Genomic DNA, 18,388 nt, shown 5'->3' with positions numbered 1-18,388 from the left:
GGTCCAGGTGGTTCGCCACCACCGGCGCAGCCTCATCCCGCTGCGTGGTGACCACGAACGCCCGCTTCCAGACCGGGCGCAGCCCCTGCTCCCGCATCAGACGGCGGACCCGGTAGCGGCCGACCTCAACGCCATCCGACCGCAGCGCCGCCTGCACACGGCGGCTGCCGTAGGTCCACTCCGACTGTTCGAACGCCTCCTTGACCCGCTGTCCCAGCGCACAAGGCCGGCGCAGTCGCCGGCCGCGCGTCTGCGCCGCGTAGTAGCCCGAACGGCTCGCCTCCAGCAGATCGCAGACCCGCTGCACCGAAGCCTTCTCCGTCAGGGTCGTGATGCAGCGATGCATCACTTCAGTTCCCGGGCGAAGAAGGCGGAGGCCTTTTTTAGGATCGCCTTGTCTTCCCGCAGCCGACGGTTCTCTTCCTCCAGCTCCCGGATTCGCCGCTGCTCCGGCGTCAGGGGCCGGCCGTCGCCGGCTTCTCCAGCGCGATCCGCCTTGAGCTGCTCGACCCAGCGTCGAACGGCCGTCTCGCCGACCCCGGTGTCCCGCACCACTTGCGGCACATTCTGGCCCTCATCCACCACCATCCGGGCCACCCGAAGCTTGTACTCCGGATCAAAATTCCTGCGTCCCATATCGTCTCCTCGATCAGATCCCAATCATTCCACCGATCGAGGTGTCCACGAAAATTAGACCAGCACACCATCCATAAGCACAATCGCCGGGACAGCTGTTGCCTTGACCTTCACCCCCGTTGTCGTCGCGCCGAGTGGAGAGGGTTTTCGCGGGAAGAGAGGCGCTGACTGTCTGAGCGGAGCGTAGCGCAGCGAGTTTCAGCGCCGCCCGCGAAAACCCTCGGAGCGAGGGAAACCCCGGCCCGCACAGCGGGCCGGGGTCGCGGCAGTCGGGCGTGTTTCTTGGGTACTTCTTTGCACGAGCAAAGAAGTACCTCGCGGCACGCTCGCGAGTGAGCGCACGGCAGTATGCGGACCGAAGGCACATAAACACCGGACGCCGAACCAGGGCCAGCCTTGAAGCGCCGACGGCTAGCGGGTGTCGTCGTCGGATTCGGGGGCGGGCTCGAGGCGGAGCTGGCCATTGGCGTCGTCCTCGGGCGGTGCCAGGGTGAAGCCCGCGTCGGAGGCGACGTCCGCCAGGTCGCGGATCGCGTCCAGCGGCGGCAGCTCCTCCAGCCGCTTCAGGCCCAGGTCGTCGAGGAACGTCCGCGTCGTCGCATACAGCGCAGGCCGACCGGGCACCTCCTTGTGCCCTACCACGCGTACCCATTCGCGCTCCTGCAGGGTACGCATGATGCCGGAGCTGACTGCCACGCCGCGTACCGCCTCGATCTCGGCGCGCGTCACCGGCTGGCGATAGGCAATGATCGCGAGCGTCTCCAGCAGCGCGCGCGACAGCCGCGCGGGGCGTTCGGGCTGCGCCGCCTGCACCGTGGCCGAGAAGCGGGCCCGCACCCGGAAGCGGTAGCCGCCAGCGGTGCGCACCAGCTCGATGGCGCGATCCGAATAGCGCTCCTGCAGCCGGCCAATCGCCTGGTCCAGGGTCGGCTGATCGATCTCGCCAAGGTCCTCGCAGGCGGCCTTCAGGTCGCGCGGCGCGACCGGCTCGGCGGCGGCAAACAGGACCGCCTCGATCGCGAGTTCGATGGCACCGAGCGTGTCGGTGTCGATCTCGGTAGCGGCTTGCGGGGCCTCAGGGCTGGTGACGTCGTTCATGCATCCTCCGTGTCCGGCCGGCCACCCCGACGGCGCAGGCGAATCGGGCTGTAGGGTTCGCTCTGGCCCCACTCCACCAGGCCGGACTTGGTCAGCTCCAGCACGGCGAGAAACGAAACCACCACGCCCTGGCGCCCTTCAGAGGCGAGCAGGAGCGTGACGAAGTCGGTAAAGCGCTCCGGGTGCAGGACCTCGAGGATACTGCTCATGCGCTCGCGCACCGACAACTGCTCGGTGGAGATGTGATGGTGTGCGGAGAGGCTGGCCCGATGCATCACGGCGGCCAGGGCCTCCATCAACTCGTCCATCGTGGGGGCCGGGGGTGGCGGCCCCTCCAGTGCCTCGACGCTGGCAGCGGCGGCGTACACGTCGCGGTCCATGCGCGGGATCTCGTCCAGCCGTTCGGCCGCGGTCTTGAACTGTTCGTATTCCTGCAGCTGCCGGATCAGCGCCATGCGCGGATCCGTGTCCTCGTCCGCGTCAGCCTGCACCGGGCGCGGGAGCAGCATGCGCGACTTGATCTCGGCAAGCAGCGCCGCCATCACCAGATACTCGCCGGCCAGCTCCAGGCGCAGCGCGCGCATGACCTCGATATACGCCATGTACTGACGGGTGATCTCGGCGATCGGGATGGCGAGGATGTCGAGGTTCTGCCGGCGGATCAGGTACAGCAACAGGTCCAGCGGACCTTCGAACGATTCGAGGAAGACCTCCAGTGCATCCGGGGGGATATACAGATCGGCCGGCAGCTCGGCCACCGGCTCGCCATGCACGCGATAGACAAACTCGCCTTCCGCTCCGGTCTCGACCGTCGCGGAGTTCTCCAGGTCCGTCAGCTCATCGCGCGGGTCCATGGCTCATCTCGGTGGGAGCTTCCCGAATGGGGTCATCGCAGGTAATCCAGGCCCATCACGCGGCGTACCTCTTCCAGGGTCTCGCGCGCCTCTTCGCGCGCGGCCTCGGAGCCCTCGACGATGATCGAGCGCACCAGGGCCGGGTCCTCGGCATACTCCTTGGCGCGCTGCTGGATCGGCTCCAGTTCCGCCTGCACCTCTTCGATCAGCGGGCGCTTGCAGTCGATGCAGCCGATCCCGGCCGAGGTGCAGCCCTCGTGCAGCTCGGCACGGCTGGCCTCGTCGGTATAGACCAGGTGCAGGTCCCAGACCGGACACTTCTCCGGCGTGCCGGGATCAGTACGGCGCACGCGCGCCGGGTCGGTCGGCATGGTGCGGATCAGTTTTTCCACCTCGGCCGGCTCGGTGCGCAGGCTGATGGTGTTGCCATAGCTCTTGGACATCTTGCGCCCGTCCAGCCCCGGCATCTTCGCAGTGGGCGTGAGCTTGGCCTGGGGCTCCGGCAGGATGATCTTGCCACCACCTTCAAGGTAGCCGAACAGGCGTTCACGATCCCCCAGCGAGATGTTCTGCTGCGACTCGAGCATGGCCCGGGCCACTTCCAGCGCCTCGTCCTCGCCGTGCTCCTGGAAACGCTTGCGCAGGTCGCGGTAACGCTTGGCGGCCTTTTTGCCCATCTTGTCGACCGCGGCCTCGGCCTTCTCCGCAAACCCCGGCTCGCGGCCATAGAGATGGTTGAAGCGGCGCGCGATCTCGCGCGTGACTTCCAGATGCGATACCTGATCCTCGCCAACCGGGACCATGCCGGCGCGGTAGGCGAGCACATCCGCGCTCTGCAGCACGGGGTACCCCAGAAAGCCGTAGGTCGCCAGATCCTTCTCGCGCAGCTGTTCCTGCTGGTCCTTGTACGTGGGCACGCGCTCCAGCCAGCCGAGCGGGGTAATCATCGACAGCAGCAGGTGCAGCTCCGCATGCTCCGGCACGCGCGACTGCACGAACAGCGTGGCGGAGCCGGGACTCACCCCGGCCGCCAGCCAGTCGATCACCATCTCGGTGACATGCTGTTGCAGATCACCCGGGTCTTCGTAGTGCGTGGTCAGCGCGTGCCAGTCGGCGACGAAGAAGAAGCACTCGTAGTTGTGCTGCAGCTCGATCCAGTTTTTCAGGACGCCGTGATAATGGCCCAGATGCAGGTGCCCGGTCGGGCGCATGCCCGAGATCACGCGCTGGTTCGTTCCCTGGTTGCTGGTCACGAGTGGTTCCTTCTCCGTTATTCGTGGGGTTCGTTGGGCACGATTCAGAACATACCGCCCGACAAGGCAAACAGCATGCCCAACAGGGCCGCCGTACGATCGCGTTCGTTCACGTACACCCGACCGTCTTCCATATTCAGGTGCCCGCGCCAGAGCTCGGCATCGGCGTCGCGCTGCAGCCAGCCCTGCGCCGCCAGGGCATGGAGACGCTCGTCCAGCTCCGCGTCGGGATAGGCCGCGTCGAACTCGCGGACCCATTCCAGCCCGAGCCGCAGCTCGCTGTCCAGTACCAGGGTCTCCAGTGGCCGGGTGCGGAAGCCGCGCGCATCACCGCGCAGGCCCAGTTCGGTCTCCAGGGCCACCTGATGCGCGGGGGATTCATTGAACGAGGCCTTCAGCTCGACCGCCGGCCGATGCTCGATCATGCGTTCGATCGCATCGGTGATCACCGACCCGCCGAGCGCCAGACGCTGCCCGCGTTCGAGGTCACGCTCCTGCAACACCTCCAGGTCCTGGATCATCTGCAGCAGTGCCGGGCGATCCCAGCGCAGCATCGCAAACTGGAGATCGACAGTCTCGAGTTCCAGCACGTCGGCGTCCGCCTCGCGCAGGCGGACCTCGTCGATCTCCAGGCGCAGGCGGCTGTCCAGGCGATCGTTATTGGTCTTCTGGAAGGCATTCACCCGCGGCCGGGTCAGCTCCATCTCGCCCTGCTCGTCGCGAAAGCGCAGCTGCGCGGCCGCCAGGCCGCCCTCGTAATCGGGCAGGCGGCCGTAGATGCCATCCTCGTCTGGTTCAAACACGGTCGCAAAACGGCCCTGCTCCACTCGCAGGTCCGCCTCGTCGTCATTCAGACGCAGTGCGGGCAGGTCCAGGCTCAGCAGCAGCTGCTCCGCCGACCAGGCAAAGCGCCCCTGGCCCGCATCCAGCTCGAGCCACAACGGCCCTTCGCCATCAACACGGTCGGCCACATCCGGGACCTCCATCAGGTCCAGCGTCAGGGGCTCGAACTGCACACGCGTAGTCAGACGACCACCCATGCCGGCGTGCGTCTGCACGACCAGATCGAGCTCGTGCAGCAGATGGGCCGCGAGCGAGCCCTCCGGGGCCTCGAGGGCACCCAGGTCCACGTTCGATTCGCCGCGGGCGCCGAGCACGCCGTGGCGTACCCGATGTTCCAGCGGAATGACCAGTTCGGTCTCGCCGTCATTGAGCGTCAGCTCGCTGCGAGCGGTCGCGGTGCGATAGCTGCGCCGGTATTCGACCATCTCGTGGCGCAGATCCACCTCGCCGATGCGTGCCTGCTGGGCCTCGGTCACGTTGCGCTCGACCTGCCCACCGACAAACACCGGCCAGGCGGCGACCACGATCAGCAACACCAGTACCAGCACGATCCATTTACGCATCACGCATCTCCCCGGGCCTCCATGCCCCTGCTATTCCTCAAGAAACGCCACGTCGCCGACACCGTGACGGATGATCTCCGGTACGTCACCGGTCAGGTCGATCACGCTCGTCGGCTCCAGGGTGCCGGCCCCGCCATCGACGACTTCGTCCACGACCTTTGACAGCCGCTCGTCGATCACCCAGGGCTCGCTCAGCGGCAGATCCTCGCCCGGCAGTTGCAGCGTCGCGGTCATCAGCGGCGATCCCAGTTCCTCCAGCAGCGCCGAGACGATGCGGCTGTCCGGAACGCGCAGGCCAATGGTGCGCCGCTTGGGGTGCTGCAGGCGGCGCGGCACCTCGCGCGTGGCCGGCAGGATGAAGGTATAGGGCCCGGGCGTCAGGCCTTTCATCAGGCGAAAGGCCGTGTTGTCGACCTTGGCATAGACGCCAAGCTCCGAGAGATCCCGGCACAGCAGCGTGAGGTGATGGGTCTCGTCGACCTGGCGAATGCGGCGGATACGGTCGGCGCCGGCCTTGTCGCCCGGCAAACAGGCCAGGGCATAGCAGGCATCGGTCGGGATCGCGATCACGGCGCCCTCGTGCAGCCGATCCAGGACCTGCCGGACCAACCGGGGCTGCGGGTTTTCGGGGTGTATCGCGATCATGAAGTCGGGCCACTGATGACAAGGCGCGCAGTGTAGCGCATGGTGGGCGCCGCTTATAAGGCGGTCTGGCTGCGTTAGAATTTACGTCCCAACCCACGGAGACGCCGATCAATGCTCTACATGATCCAGGGCCAGGACGCGCCCGACTCGCTGGATGCCCGCCTCGCCGCGCGGCCGGAACACGTCGCCCGCCTGCAGGCGCTGCACGACGCCGGTCGCCTGGTCCTGGCCGGTCCGCTGCCGGCGATTGACAGCAACGACCCGGGCCCCGCCGGGTTCACCGGCAGCCTGATCGTGGCCGAGTTTCCGTCGCTGGAGGCCGCCCACGACTGGGCCAACGCCGACCCCTATGTCGCCGCGGGGGTCTATACCTCGGTGGACGTTCGTCCTTTCAAGCAGGTGTTTTGATCATGCGTACCCGTCCCGCCGCGCTCGTTGCCACTCTCGCCCTCGCGGGCCTTCTGGCCGCCTGCGGGAATGGCGACGAGGGTCTGCCGCTGCCCGACGAAGAGGCTAGCGAGCTCGACACGGTCATCACCGATACCGATGACGAGGACACGGTGGCCATCGTTAACGATCGTGCGATCACCCGCGCCGACCTGTTCACCTATGCCGGCATGGACGAGGATCCGGGGTTGGCCACGCAGGGCGAAGGTGTGCTGGACGAGGTCATCAGCCTGGAGCTGCTACGCCAGGAGGCGTTGAAGCGCGGGCTGGGCGACGACCCCGAGATCCAGCGCATCCTGAAGATGGTCGAGACCAATCTGCTGGCTTCGATGCTGATGGAGCGCATCGCCGAGGAGCTCGAGATCAGCGAAGAGGACGTGGAAGCGGAATACGAGCGCCAGGTCGAATACCTGCGCGGCACGGAGTACCGCGCGCGTCACATCCTGGTCGAGGACGAAGACAGCGCGCGCGAGCTGCTGGCACAACTGGACGACGGGACGGATTTTGCGGAGCTGGCCGAGGAGCACTCCATCGACCCGGGATCCGCCGCTCGGGGCGGAGACCTGGGCTGGTTCACGCCCGATGGCATGGTGCCGGAATTCGCCGCCGCCACCGAGGCCCTGGAGCGCGGCGAGACCACCGATGCGCCCGTGCAGTCCCAGTTTGGCTGGCACCTGATCCGTCTGGACGACACCCGCGAGGTGGAAGTCCCGCCGCTGGACGAGGTGCGCGCCGAGATCATCGAGATCCTGGAAAGCCGCGCCATTCAGGAAAAGCTGGAGGCCCTGCGCGCCGAGGCGACGATCGAGATCCCGAACCGGCCGGAGAACTGATTCGGCCCGTTCGGGCGGGCGCGTCAGTGCCCGTGACCGCCGTGCCCGTGACCCGCGTCATCGTGTTCCATGTGATCGTGCCCGGCACCCCCCTCGGCCTCGCCGCGGCGGACCTGCATGTGCAGATCCATGGTCTCGCCGTCCTCAAAGGTCACACGTACGGCGACCCAGTCACCGGCCGTCAGCGGCTCGTGCAGACCGATGAACATCAGGTGCAGGCCGCCCGGCTCCAGCACCAGGGCCTCGCCCGCGGGCAGATCCAGGTGTTCGACCTCGCGCATGCGCATCACGCCATCCTCGTGGGTGTGCTCGTGCAATTCGGTAGTCTCGGCGATCGGCGACTCGGCGGCCACGATGCGGCGATCGGACCCGCCGGTATTGCGCAGCTCCAGGTAGCCGGCGGTGGTATCCCCCGGTACCAGGCGCACCCATGGCGTGCCTTCCATCTCCAGCCCTTCCAGGCATTCGCACGCCTCCGGGGCCTCCTCGGCCATCGTGGTACCACCGCCCACACCGAGGCCAAGGACCAGGGCGACGGCCCCGAGATTTCGTAATACGCCGAGTTTCATCATCGCGCTCTCCAGATTTGTGGCTGGCCGCATACTAACCCAGCGAGGATCATCGAGGAGGCGGGGTCGCGCACACAGACAATTCGCTTAGAATAACGCGCCGGGAAGGAACCCTCCGACCCTTTAGTGCCTCCAACCGACCGGCCCTGCCCCATCCGACCGAGAACACCATGCCGCGCCTTCTTCGACGTGCCCTGCCCCCCTTGCTGATCCTCGCCGCTGCGATCGTGGGCTTCCTCGTATTGCGTGCGACGGGCCCCGAGGCGCCTGCGCCGGAGGCCACCGAGCGCACCTGGCCGGTGCAGGGGCTGGTGGCCGAGTTGGGCGAACACCACCCAGGCATCCTGCTGAACGGGCGCAGCGCGTCGGCCCAGACGGCCACCCTGCGCGCAGCCGTGGAGGGCGAAATCGAAGCCGTCCCAGCCCGGATCGGGGCGCGCATGGAGGCTGGCGAAACCCTGTTGCGCATCGACCCGCGCGAGGCGGAACTGCTGCTCGTCCAGCGCACGGCCGAACGCCGTGAGCTCGAGGGCGCAAAAGAGAGCGAGGAGATCCGCGCCCGCTTCGATCGCGAGGCCCTGGTGCGCGAACGCGAACTCCTGGAGATCGCCGAGCGTGGGCTGCGCCGGGCGCAGAACCTGCGCGAACGCGATCTCGGCTCCGAGACCGACGTGGACACAGCCCGGGAGGCCCTGGAACAGGCCAGCCTGACGTTGGACAACCGCGAGCAGGCGATTGCCGATGCCCCGATGCGCATGGCCCAGGCAGAGGCCCGCCTGGAGCGCGCGCGGGCTGCCGAGGATCAGGCGCGCATCGATCTCGAGCGCACCACGATCACCGCACCCTTCGATGCCCGGATAGTCGAAGTCGAGGTGGCCGTCGGCGAGCGTGCACGCCCGGGCGACCCGCTGGTGCGCCTGTTCGCGCTCGACGACCTGGAGATTCGCGCCAGCATCCCGGCCTACATCCTGCCGCGCATCGAGGAACTGCTGGACGCGGGCGAGGAGCTGACTGCCCATGCCCGGGTGGGCGGGCGCACGGTGCGCACGGAACTGGCACGCCTGGAAGGCGAGACGCGCGCGGGCGAAGCCGGGACGCGCGGCGTCTTCGAGGTACGCGAGGGTCATTCGGCGCTGAACCTAAACCGCTTCGTCGAGCTGACGCTGCGGCTACCGGCCGAGGCCGACAGCGTGGCCGTGCCCTACGAGGCCCTGTATGGCCGAGACCAGGTCTTCCGCGTCGTCGATGGCCGCATGCAGTCGTTGCGGATCGAGCGCCTCGGCGAGTTCGTGACCGACGCCGGGGACGTCCGGGCGCTAATCCGTCACCCGGATCTGGAGACGGGCGACATCCTGGTCGCCACCCGCCTGCCAAATGCCGTGGACGGGCTGAAGGTCGAGGTCGAGGAGCCCGGCGAACGCCCGGACCGCGATGCCGCGATCCCGCGCGCCTCCGACAGCAACGGGGAACAGGACCCGAACGATGACTGACGCCGATCCCGGCCAGCGCGCCGGCGACGGCCCGAACGAGCGCCCGATGCCCGGCGGGGGATCGCGCGACAACGGCCAGCCACCGCGTGGTCCGATTCAGCTGTTCCTGGAACACCGCCTGGCCGCGAATCTGCTGATTGCGCTGATGCTGCTGGCCGGGGCGTTCGCACTGACCAAGCTGAACACCCAGTTCTTCCCGAACTTCGAACTGGACTTCATGGTCGTGGAAGTGGTCTGGAGCGGCGCCAGCGCGGAGGACGTGGAACAGGCGATCATCGATCCCCTGGAGCAGGACCTGCGCACCGTGGACGGCCTGCGCAACATGACCTCGACCTCTGCGCTGGGCGTTGGCGTGGTCACGCTGGAGTTCGAGGCGGGCACCGACATGACGCGGGCCGCCGAGCAGGTCAACGACCGCGTCGACCAGCAGCGCAATCTGCCGGAAGACGCGGAAACCCCGGTGGTCAAACGGATCATCCGCTACGAGCCCGTGGCGCGGCTGCTGATCACCGGCCCGGAAGACCCGCAGCAGCTGCGCCGGCTGGCCCGGCAGTTCGAACGTGAACTGCTAGATGCCGGGATCGCCCAGATCGAGTTCACCGGGCTGACTGAAGACGAGATGGCCATCCAGGTGCCGGCGCGCGAGCTCTATCGACTGGACATGACGCTGGACCAGATCGGTGCGCAGATCCGCGAGATGGCGCAGGACTTCCCCGCCGGCTCGGTCGGGCGCGACGATACCGCGCGCCAGATTCGCAGCCTGGAGCAGGCCCGCGATGTTGTCGGCTTCGAGCGGCTGATCCTGCGCGGCGACACCGATCTGGGGCGGATCAGGCTGGGCGATATCGCCGACATCGAACTGCGCCCGCGCGATGGCGAGGTACGCACCCGTGCCAACGGCAAGCCCGCTATCGAGATGCAGCTGCTGCGCTCGGAGACGGGTGACTCGCTGGAGGCCGCGCGCGTCCTCGAAGACTGGCTGGAGGAGACCAAACCCGCCCTGCCCCCGGGCGTGGATCTCCAGGTGATGGATGCCTTCTGGGAACTGCTGGCCGAGCGCATCAACCTGCTGCTGAAAAACGGCCTCGGCGGCCTGATGCTGGTGCTGGGGATTCTGTTTTTGTTCCTCAACCGGCATGTCGCGCTACGCGTGGCGCTGGGCATCCCCATCGCGTTCACCGCCGCGTTTGTCGTGCTGTGGCTGGTGGGCGGCTCGATCAACATGATCTCGCTGTTCGGCTTCATCATGTCGCTGGGGATCATCGTCGACAACGCGATCGTGGTCTCGGAGCATGCCTACAGCCTGCACCAGCGCGGGCTGGACGCGGGCCGGGCCGCACGCGACGGCGCCCGGCGCATGGTCGGTCCGGTGATCGCAGCCTCGCTGACCACGGTCGCCGCTTTCATGCCGCTGATGCTGATCGGCGGGGTAATCGGAAACATCCTGTTCGACATCCCGCTGGTGGTGATCTGCGTGATCGTGGCAACCCTGCTGATTGCGTTCCTGATCCTGCCGGCCCACCTGAAGGGTGTGATGCATCGGCTCAAGGAGCCCGCCCCGAACAGCCTGCGGGCACGCTTCGACGCCGGCTTCGAACGGCTGAGAAATGGCCCGTTCCGCCGCGCTGTTACGCACTCGGTGGACCACGCGGGCGTCACCCTGGCACTGGCCGTGGGCGCGCTGATCCTGGCCATTGGTCTGGCCGCCAGTGGCCGCATCGGCTTCACCTTCTTCCCCTCGCCCGAGGGCACCATCGTCAACGCCGGGGTGAACTTCGTCGCCGGCACCCCGCCGGAGCGGGTGGAGTCGTTCCTGATCCACGCCGAGCGCGCTCTTGAGGAGACCGAGGAGGCATTGGGCGGCAACCTCGTGCGCACCTCCGTGACCCGCCTCGGCAAGGGGATCGACCCGGGCGATGGCAATGCGCCCAAGGGGGAGCAGTTCGGCAACATCCAGGTGGAACTGGTCTCGCCGGAAGAACGGACCGTGCGCAATCGCGAGTTCATCCGCGAATGGGAGGACCGCATCCGCCAGGCCCCGGGAATCGAGAACTTCTCCATCGACGAGCGCCAGACCGGTCCGCCCGGGCGTGACCTCGATATCCGCCTGACCGGGGACGACCCGCATGTACTGAAGGAGGCGGCGCTGGAACTGGCCGACATGCTGGACGACTTCCCCGGGACGTTCGCCACCAGCGACGACACCCCGTTCGGGCGCGAGCAGTTCGTATTCCAGCTGAAGCCCGAGGGCCGCGCGGTCGGGCTGACGACCGAATCGGTCGGGTTGCAGCTGCGCAACGCCTTTGATGGCTACCTCGCCCAGCTCTATCAGGACGGGCTGGAGGAAGTGGAGGTGCGCGTACGACTGCCGGATGGCGAGCGCCACCGCAGCGAGAGCCTGGAGCGGCTGAACCTGCGCCTGCCGGACGGGGCCTTCGTGCCACTGGACGACGTCGTGGAACTGCGTTCACGCCAGGGGTTCGAGACCCTGCGCCACGCCGATACGCGGCTGGCCATTCAGGTCTCGACCGAGGTGGATCGGGCGGTGAACAACGCCGCCCGTATCCGGGCGGCACTCGAGGACGGGCCGCTGGACGAGCTGGCTGCCCGCTATGGCGTCGAGTACTCCTTCGAAGGGCGCGCGGCCGACCAGGAAGAGACCTTTGCCGACATGCGGATGGGCCTGCTGCTGGCGCTGGGGCTGATGTACATCGTGCTGGCCTGGGTGTTCGCCTCCTGGGGCTGGCCGCTGATCGTGATGGCAATCATCCCGTTCGGGATTCTCGGCGCACTGTTCGGGCACTGGGTGATGGGTGTGGAGCTCACCATCCTGTCACTGTTCGGCCTGTTTGGACTGACCGGGATCGTGGTCAACAACTCGATCATCCTGGTCAGCTTCTACCAGGGGCTGCGGGAGACCGGACTCGCTCTGCGCGAGGCGATCGTAGAGGCCGCCTGTCAGCGCCTGCGCGCGGTCATCCTGACCTCGGTCACCACGATCGCCGGGCTTACACCCCTGCTGTTCGAGCGCTCGGTGCAGGCCCAGTTCCTGATCCCGATGGCGATCTCGATCGTGTTCGGACTGGCCTTCGCGACCCTGCTGGTGCTGTTCGTGATCCCCGCCCTGCTGCGCCTGTACGAGGGGCGCTTCGGGCGCGCGGAGGCCACCGAGACACCTGTTTCTTGATTCTCGCTCGCCAGCGAGTAAACTTCCGGCGCCACGAATTCCGTTTCACCGGGGCCTGGCCCCGGCAATCCAAACGTCCCAGGAGATAGGCATGGCTGGACATTTCCCGTTTGCTGGTAAGCGCGGCACGCGCTACGGCCTCGCCCCGCGCGGCACCATCGCCGCCTTTTTCGAAAACCACGGGTTCAACGAGGACCTGCAGGAGAAGTACTACAAGTGGTGGTACGACTGGGCCAAGGACTTCGTCGAGAAGGACGCCGACCTCTCCTACACCATGATCACCAAGTTCGACAGCTATCCGATGGGCACCCATGCCCACCACGCGTTCCATCTGAACGGCAAGTACTGGCCGAGCTGCCTGGACGAGCTGGGCTCGTTCATTCGCGACGTCATCTTCCCGAAGATGGACGAAAAGGCGATGCACGATCTCGAAGAGAAGCACGCCAAGATGATCAAGGACCTGGAGAAGGAAGCCGAGTCCAACCCGCGCGAAGCGGCCCCGGACGTCGGTCTGTTCCGCCACGTCTGATCGGCAGCCTTGCCGCAGCATCCGGCCCCGCCCTGCGGGGCCGGTTTGTTTAGGGAAACACTGATTAATGAACGCCGCGAAGCGTGAAGCCATCTTCGAACGCCTGAAGGCGGCGAACCCCGAGCCGACCACCGAGCTCGAATACAACACGCCCTTCGAACTTTTGATCGCAGTCATCCTGTCGGCCCAGGCCACGGATGTCGGCGTGAACAAGGCCACCCGCCGCCTCTACCCCGCCGCCAACACGCCCGAGGCGATCCTCGCGCTGGGGCTGGACGGGTTAAAGGAACACATCAAGACCATCGGCCTGTACAACGCCAAGGCCGAGAACGTGATCAAGACCTGCCGCATCCTGGTCGACCAGCACGGCGGCGAGGTTCCGCGCGACCGCAAGTCGCTGGAGGCCCTGCCGGGGGTGGGCCGCAAGACCGCGAACGTCGTCCTGAATACCGCCTTCGGCGTACCCACCATCGCGGTGGACACCCACATCTTCCGGGTCGCCAACCGCACCGGACTGGCGCCCGGCAAGAACGTGCTGGAGGTCGAGAAGCGGCTGATGCGGCTGACGCCAAAGCCCTATTTGCAGGACGCCCACCACTGGCTGATCCTGCACGGACGCTATGTCTGCAAGGCGCGCAAGCCCGAATGCTGGCGTTGCCCGATCGAGGACCTGTGCGAGTACAAGGCGAAGACGCCACCCCCAGCCGGGGCCTGACCGCCCCCATACCTTCGAGGAACCCCCATGTACGGCAACCGCGACCAGATCCGCACCCAGTTCGTCGACGCCTGGCACAAGGCGCAGGCCGGCGAGACGCTGACCGACCTGGAACAGCAGCTGGTGGACGTGATCTCGGAACACCCCGAGTACCACGAATTCATCAAGGACCGCGAGACCGCGCTGACTGGCGAATTCCCGCCGGAGCTGGGCACCTCCAACCCGTTCCTGCACATGGCGATGCACCTGAGCCTGCGCGACCAGGCCCGCACCGACCGCCCAGAGGGTATCCACGCCCTGCACCAGGGCCTGTGCGCCCGCTTCGGGGTGATGGACGCCGAGCACCGGATGATGGAGTGCCTGGGCCAGGCCCTGTGGGAGGCGCAGCGCAACAACGTGGCGCCAGACCAGAACGCCTACATGGAGTGCCTGCGCCAGCTCGCCGGGCGCTGACTCAGGCGCGCTGCGGCTCTGGCGCGGGCCGCCGGTCCAGCCCCAGCCGATCCAGCAGCACCAGCATCGCAGGCGTGAACAGCAACGTCAGCGGCGTGGCGACAAACAGGCCACCGGCGATCGCGGTCGCGAGCTGCACCCAGAAGCCGGTCACCGGCGCCCCGACGTAGAAATCCCTTCCGGCGAAATCCACGGTCCAGGCCAGCACCATCGGCATCAGGCCGAGGATGGTGGTGATCGCGGTCAGCAGCACCGGCCGCATGCGCTGGGCCGCCGCGCGCAGGGCCGCCTCCAGGGCATCCAGCCCGCGTCGACGCTGCTCGTTGTAGGTGTCGATCAGCACGATGTTGTTGTTCACCACGATCCCGGCCAGTGCCAGCACCCCGATCCCGCTCATCACGATGCCGAATGGCTCGCCGCGCAGCAGCAGGGCCAGCAACACCCCGGCGGTGGAGAACACGATCGCCGACATCACCAGCAGCGCCTGCGAGAACCGGTTGAACTGGGTAACCATCATCGCGAGCATCAGGAACAGCGACAGCGCGAAGGCCGCGAGCAGGAAGCGCGCCGCCTCGGCCTGCTCCTCGGCCTGGCCGCGAAACCGCAGCTGCACGTCCGGGTCCAGGTCCATCCCGGCGATGCGCGCCTCCAGCGCGCGCTGACGCTCGTCCACCAGAAAGCCGCTGGCCGCATCCGCCTCCAGGGTGTAGGCGCGGTCACCGTCGCGGCGCTTGATCAGGCCGGTGGCCGGAACCGGCACCAGTTCCGCGAAATGCGCCAGCGGCACCAGCCCGGTCGCGCCGGGAAGGTTCAGGGTGGCCAGCTGCTGCAGGTGGCGCTGCTCCGCCGGCAGGCGCAGGCGGATATCGACCTCCTCGTCGCTGTAGTCCGGGCGGTAGCTGCCGAGCTGGATGCCGCGGGTCAGCAACTGCACGCCCTCGCCCAGCAACGGCACGTCCACGCCGAAGCGCGCCGCCTGCGTGCGATCGAAGCGCACCTCCAGTTCCACCCCGGGCAGCGGCAGGTCGTCGGTCACGTCCTCGAAGCCGCCCAGCTCGTCCATCGCACTGCGGATCTCGCGGATCACCGGCGCAATGCGATCGGCGTGGCGACTGGAGGCCTCGACCACGATCGGCCGACCCTCTCGTGGCCCTCGTTCCTGGGCACGAAACTGCAGGCGGATGCCCGGCAGGTCGGCGGTACGCTGGCGCAGGTCCTCGATGATCGCGGCCGCCGGCGGGCGCTCGCGCCAGGCGATCAATTCCAGCTGGATCAGCCCGACCAGGTCTTCCGGGTAGTCGCCCTGCAGCCGCCCGAGCTGGGTACCGATGGTCCGCGCATAGACATGCTGGATCTGCGGCACCCCCTGCAGGCGCCCCTCCACCTGCCGCACCAGTGCGTCCGCCTCCCACACCGACAGGTCGCCGCGCGCCTGTACCTGCACCTGCACGAAGTCTGGTTCCACCTGCGGGAAGAACTCCACCCCGCGCCCCTGCTGGGCGTACAGCGCATAGGCGGCGGCCACCAGCGCCAGCGTGGCCGCGAGCGTCCAGACGGGGCGGCGCACCAGCGGCTGCAGCAGGCGGATGTAGGCGCGGGTCAGGCCCTGCAGTTCGTCATAGCGGCCGTCCTCGGCCGCGCGCACGTAGCGCGTCTGGGCCGCGTTGATCGGCCGGCTCTGGCCGATCACGGCCCCCAGCGCCGGGATAAACACCAGCGCCATCGCCAGCGAGGCGATCAGGGTCACGATCACCGTGGCCGGCAGATAGACGATGAACTCGCCGACCATACCGGGCCACAGCAGCATCGGCGCGAACACCGCCAGCGTGGTCCCGATCGCGGTGGTGATCGGCCAGGACATACGCTGCGCCGCGGCGCGGAAGGCATCCCGCCGCGGCATGCCTTCGGCCACATAGCGGTCGGCCAGCTCCACCACCACGACCGCACCGTCCACCAGCATGCCGACCACCAGGATCAGCCCGAACAGCACCACCACATTGAGCGTGAAGCCCATCAGATAGATCGCCAGGATGCCACCGAGGAAGGCCCCGGGGATGGCCACCCCCACCAGCAGCGCCGCGCGCGCCCCCATCATCGCCAGGATCACCAGCGCCACGATCAGCACCGCAGCGATCACGCTGTTCTCGAGATCGCCCAGCAAGTCGTCGACATCGCGCGCCATGTCCTGCAGGTAGGTGACCTCGACCGTCTCCGGCCAGTCGGCACGCGCCGCCTCGATGGTCGCGCGCGCGGCCGCCACCACCTCCAGGATGTTGGCCTCCGAGGCCTTGCGGATCTCCAGCGACACCGAGGGCTGGCCGTCGATGCGGGTGAAGCCTTCCGGGTCCAGATAGCTCTGGCGGACCTCGGCGACATCGCGCACCCGCACCACCGCGTCGCCCTCCACCCGGATCGCGGTATCCAGCACGTCGTCGACATCGTCGATGGTGCCCGGCACCCGCAGCGGGATGCGCCCGGCCCCGGTGTCCAGCGCCCCAGCCGCGACCAGACGGTTATTGCGTTCGATCGCCCGGGTCAGCTCGTCGAACGACAGCTCGAAGGTCTCCAGCACCAGCGGATCGACCAGCACCTCCATCTGCTCCTCGCGGTCGCCGCCGACATCCGCCTCCAGCACCCCGGGGATCGCCTCCACGCGGTCGCGCAGGTCGCGCGCCAGACGCACCAGCGTGCGCTCGTCCAGCGGCCCGGACAGGTTCAGCGTGAGCACCGGGAACAGCGACAGGTCGACCTCGGAGACGCTCGGGTCCTCGGCCCCGGCGGGCAGTTCCGGGCGCACCTGGTCGACCTCCTCGCGCAGGTCCGACAGGGCCCGGCGGTTGTCCCAGCCGGGCTCGAAGTCCAGCCGCACCAGGGCAAAGCCCTCGCCGGCCCAGGACTGCATCTCGTCCACCCCGGGCAGGGTCTGCAGTTCGCGCTCCAGCGGGCGCAGCATCAGGCGCTCGGCATCCTCCGGACTGACCCCCGGATACGGCACGGACACGAAGAAGATGGGGATGTCGATCTCGGGGGCCGCCTCCTTGGGCACCACCTGGTAGGCGGTCGCGCCCAGTACCAGGATCAGCAGCAGGAACAGCAGCACCGTCCGGGCGTGTTCTACCGCCCAGGCGATCAGGGCCTTCACGGCAGCGCCCCGCCCACCGGTTCCGGCCCGGCCGCGCCCGTCGATGCCTCGGTGGACCGGGGCCGGACGGTCTCGCCCGGGGTCACGAAGCCGTGGCCGATGGTGATCACCCGTGCGCGCTCCGGCAACCCGGTGACCCAGACGCCATCGGTGGCGGCGCGGATCACCTCGACTGCGTGGAAGACCACCCGGTCGTCGTCATCCACTGTCTTCACCCCGACCCGGCCGTTGTCGTCCAGTCCCATCCAGGCCGGCGAGAGCTTGTGCGCCGCGACCGTCTCGGTCGGGATCTCAACCCCGGCGCTGATCCCGGAGGGCAGCGCCTCGTCGGCATTCGGGACCTCGACCTCCACGCGGAAGGTCTGGGTGCCGACCTCGGCCACCCGCGAGACGAACCGGACCTCGCCCTCGGCGCGGCGCCCGTCCAGGAAGCGGATGCGCGCCGCCTGGCCCGGCTCCACGCGCCCGATCTGGTGCTGCGGCACATGCACCACCGCCAGCAGCGGGTCGTTGTCCACGATCTCCGCCACCGGGTCGCCACGTGCCACGAAGTCGCCCCGCTCCGCCAGGCGCTGATTCACCACCCCGTCCACCGGGGCGATAATGCGCGTGTTGCGGATATCCAGCTCGATCGCCTCCAGCTCCGCCCGGGCGGCCTCGCGCTCGGCCTCGCGGGCCTCCAGCTGGGTGCGAGATACATGGCCCTGATCGTGCAGCCGCTGGGCGGCCTCGTATTCGCTCTCGGCCCCGCGCAGCCGCGCGATCGCCTGGCGCCGGCGCGCCTCGCGGTCGTCCATGCGCAGTCGCGCCAGGGGTACGTCGGCGGCCACGCGTGCCCCGCGGGCCACCTCCCACTCGGCCACCTGGCCGGCGGTCTCGGCGCGCACCATCACGCGCAAATCCGGCTCTACTCGCCCCTGCAGCACCAGCAGGCGCTCCACCGGGTCCGCCTCCAGCGTGGTCACGGCCACCGCCATCGGCTGCGGCTCGGCCGCCCGTGGCGCCTCGTCGGCCTCGCGCCCGAACATCCCGGAGGCGATCCAGACGATCACCAGCAGCAGGATGCCCAGCGCGAACAGCACGCGCCCCTGCCCGCGCAGGCGCTGCCACCAGGAATCAGCCATCGCCCCG

17 protein-coding genes are annotated in these 18,388 nt (G+C 68.1%); 7 read left to right on the top strand and 10 right to left on the bottom strand.

Going from position 1 to position 18,388, the window contains the following annotated elements:
- The 7 genes from F791_RS13250 to F791_RS0112300 form a co-directional block, all read right to left on the bottom strand.
- On the bottom strand, window positions 1–346 hold a 346-nt coding region (locus F791_RS13250; protein WP_019592701.1), incomplete at its 3' end, for an IS3 family transposase.
- Window positions 346–636, bottom strand: coding sequence for an IS3 family transposase (locus F791_RS0112325; protein WP_018993976.1), 291 nt, complete (start codon window positions 634–636; stop codon window positions 346–348). The genes F791_RS13250 and F791_RS0112325, both read right to left, overlap by 1 nt.
- 411 nt (window positions 637–1,047) lie before the next feature.
- Window positions 1,048–1,734, bottom strand: coding sequence for an SMC-Scp complex subunit ScpB (gene scpB, locus F791_RS0112320; RefSeq protein WP_018993977.1), 687 nt, complete (start codon window positions 1,732–1,734; stop codon window positions 1,048–1,050).
- A complete protein-coding gene (locus tag F791_RS0112315) occupies window positions 1,731–2,588 on the bottom strand; it encodes a ScpA family protein (protein ID WP_012983092.1) in 858 nt (285 codons plus the stop codon). The genes scpB and F791_RS0112315 overlap by 4 nt, the downstream gene beginning before the upstream one ends.
- A 32-nt stretch (window positions 2,589–2,620) precedes the next feature.
- Window positions 2,621–3,841 (bottom strand): tryptophan--tRNA ligase, encoded by a 1,221-nt coding sequence (locus F791_RS0112310; protein WP_018174099.1) that lies wholly within the window; start codon window positions 3,839–3,841, stop codon window positions 2,621–2,623.
- Window positions 3,842–3,885: 44 nt separating this feature from the next.
- On the bottom strand, window positions 3,886–5,247 hold the full coding sequence (locus F791_RS0112305) for a DUF945 family protein (RefSeq protein ID WP_018993978.1): 1,362 nt from the start codon (window positions 5,245–5,247) through the stop codon (window positions 3,886–3,888).
- 30 nt (window positions 5,248–5,277) lie between these two features.
- Window positions 5,278–5,892 carry an L-threonylcarbamoyladenylate synthase gene (locus F791_RS0112300; RefSeq protein ID WP_018174101.1) on the bottom strand — a complete coding sequence of 205 codons (615 nt, stop codon included), beginning with the start codon at window positions 5,890–5,892 and terminating at the stop codon, window positions 5,278–5,280.
- A 111-nt stretch (window positions 5,893–6,003) separates the two neighbouring features.
- Between F791_RS0112300 and F791_RS0112295 the strand changes: the two genes are divergently transcribed.
- Both F791_RS0112295 and F791_RS0112290 read left to right on the top strand, forming a co-directional pair.
- Window positions 6,004–6,300 (top strand): YciI family protein, encoded by a 297-nt coding sequence (locus F791_RS0112295; RefSeq protein ID WP_018174102.1) that lies wholly within the window; start codon window positions 6,004–6,006, stop codon window positions 6,298–6,300.
- Window positions 6,301–6,302: 2 nt separating this feature from the next.
- A complete protein-coding gene (locus F791_RS0112290; RefSeq protein WP_018993979.1) occupies window positions 6,303–7,172 on the top strand; it encodes a peptidylprolyl isomerase in 870 nt (289 codons plus the stop codon).
- A 23-nt stretch (window positions 7,173–7,195) separates the two neighbouring features.
- On the opposite strand, the gene F791_RS0112285 is transcribed toward F791_RS0112290, so the two are convergent.
- The gene (locus tag F791_RS0112285; protein WP_018993980.1) at window positions 7,196–7,744 is read right to left on the bottom strand and encodes a copper chaperone PCu(A)C; all 549 of its coding nucleotides are present in this window, start codon (window positions 7,742–7,744) and stop codon (window positions 7,196–7,198) included.
- 167 nt (window positions 7,745–7,911) lie between these two features.
- On the opposite strand from F791_RS0112285, the gene F791_RS0112280 reads away from it, so the two are divergent.
- The 5 genes from F791_RS0112280 (at window position 7,912) to F791_RS0112260 (ending at window position 14,115) form a co-directional block, all read left to right on the top strand.
- Window positions 7,912–9,231 (top strand): efflux RND transporter periplasmic adaptor subunit, encoded by a 1,320-nt coding sequence (locus F791_RS0112280; RefSeq protein ID WP_018993981.1) that lies wholly within the window; start codon window positions 7,912–7,914, stop codon window positions 9,229–9,231.
- On the top strand, window positions 9,224–12,418 hold the full coding sequence (locus F791_RS0112275) for an efflux RND transporter permease subunit (protein ID WP_018993982.1): 3,195 nt from the start codon (window positions 9,224–9,226) through the stop codon (window positions 12,416–12,418). Before F791_RS0112280 ends, F791_RS0112275 begins: the two co-directional genes overlap by 8 nt.
- 91 nt (window positions 12,419–12,509) lie before the next feature.
- Window positions 12,510–12,947 (top strand): hypothetical protein, encoded by a 438-nt coding sequence (locus F791_RS0112270; RefSeq protein WP_018993983.1) that lies wholly within the window; start codon window positions 12,510–12,512, stop codon window positions 12,945–12,947.
- A gap of 67 nt (window positions 12,948–13,014) precedes the next feature.
- Window positions 13,015–13,662, top strand: coding sequence for an endonuclease III (gene nth / locus F791_RS0112265; RefSeq protein WP_018993984.1), 648 nt, complete (start codon window positions 13,015–13,017; stop codon window positions 13,660–13,662).
- A 27-nt stretch (window positions 13,663–13,689) separates the two neighbouring features.
- Window positions 13,690–14,115 carry a DUF1841 family protein gene (locus tag F791_RS0112260; protein ID WP_018174105.1) on the top strand — a complete coding sequence of 142 codons (426 nt, stop codon included), beginning with the start codon at window positions 13,690–13,692 and terminating at the stop codon, window positions 14,113–14,115.
- A gap of 1 nt (window position 14,116) precedes the next feature.
- On the opposite strand, the gene F791_RS0112255 is transcribed toward F791_RS0112260, so the two are convergent.
- Together F791_RS0112255 and F791_RS0112250 are read right to left on the bottom strand one after the other, a co-directional pair.
- Window positions 14,117–17,257, bottom strand: coding sequence for an efflux RND transporter permease subunit (locus F791_RS0112255; RefSeq protein ID WP_018993985.1), 3,141 nt, complete (start codon window positions 17,255–17,257; stop codon window positions 14,117–14,119).
- Window positions 17,254–18,381: an efflux RND transporter periplasmic adaptor subunit gene (locus F791_RS0112250; RefSeq protein WP_018993986.1), complete on the bottom strand. Its 1,128-nt coding sequence runs from the start codon at window positions 18,379–18,381 to the stop codon at window positions 17,254–17,256. Before F791_RS0112250 ends, F791_RS0112255 begins: the two co-directional genes overlap by 4 nt.
- Between the last annotated feature and the right edge of the window lie 7 nt (window positions 18,382–18,388).

This window comes from Thioalkalivibrio sp. ALRh (genome assembly GCF_000381425.1).
GTDB lineage: Bacteria > Pseudomonadota > Gammaproteobacteria > Ectothiorhodospirales > Ectothiorhodospiraceae > Thioalkalivibrio.
The sequence above is the reverse complement of the archived record's forward strand: the minus strand, read 5'-3'. Positions and strand labels throughout refer to the sequence as shown.

Coding starts and splice junctions, on each gene's coding strand:
- F791_RS0112325 (WP_018993976.1), bottom strand. CDS start 636: ATGGGACGCAGGAATTTTGATCCGGAGTACAAGCTTCGGGTGGCCCGG.
- scpB (WP_018993977.1), bottom strand. CDS start 1,734: ATGAACGACGTCACCAGCCCTGAGGCCCCGCAAGCCGCTACCGAGATC.
- F791_RS0112315 (WP_012983092.1), bottom strand. CDS start 2,588: ATGGACCCGCGCGATGAGCTGACGGACCTGGAGAACTCCGCGACGGTC.
- F791_RS0112305 (WP_018993978.1), bottom strand. CDS start 5,247: ATGCGTAAATGGATCGTGCTGGTACTGGTGTTGCTGATCGTGGTCGCC.
- F791_RS0112300 (WP_018174101.1), bottom strand. CDS start 5,892: ATGATCGCGATACACCCCGAAAACCCGCAGCCCCGGTTGGTCCGGCAG.
- F791_RS0112295 (WP_018174102.1), top strand. CDS start 6,004: ATGCTCTACATGATCCAGGGCCAGGACGCGCCCGACTCGCTGGATGCC.
- F791_RS0112290 (WP_018993979.1), top strand. CDS start 6,303: ATGCGTACCCGTCCCGCCGCGCTCGTTGCCACTCTCGCCCTCGCGGGC.
- F791_RS0112285 (WP_018993980.1), bottom strand. CDS start 7,744: ATGATGAAACTCGGCGTATTACGAAATCTCGGGGCCGTCGCCCTGGTC.
- F791_RS0112280 (WP_018993981.1), top strand. CDS start 7,912: ATGCCGCGCCTTCTTCGACGTGCCCTGCCCCCCTTGCTGATCCTCGCC.
- F791_RS0112275 (WP_018993982.1), top strand. CDS start 9,224: ATGACTGACGCCGATCCCGGCCAGCGCGCCGGCGACGGCCCGAACGAG.
- F791_RS0112270 (WP_018993983.1), top strand. CDS start 12,510: ATGGCTGGACATTTCCCGTTTGCTGGTAAGCGCGGCACGCGCTACGGC.
- nth (WP_018993984.1), top strand. CDS start 13,015: ATGAACGCCGCGAAGCGTGAAGCCATCTTCGAACGCCTGAAGGCGGCG.
- F791_RS0112260 (WP_018174105.1), top strand. CDS start 13,690: ATGTACGGCAACCGCGACCAGATCCGCACCCAGTTCGTCGACGCCTGG.
- F791_RS0112250 (WP_018993986.1), bottom strand. CDS start 18,381: ATGGCTGATTCCTGGTGGCAGCGCCTGCGCGGGCAGGGGCGCGTGCTG.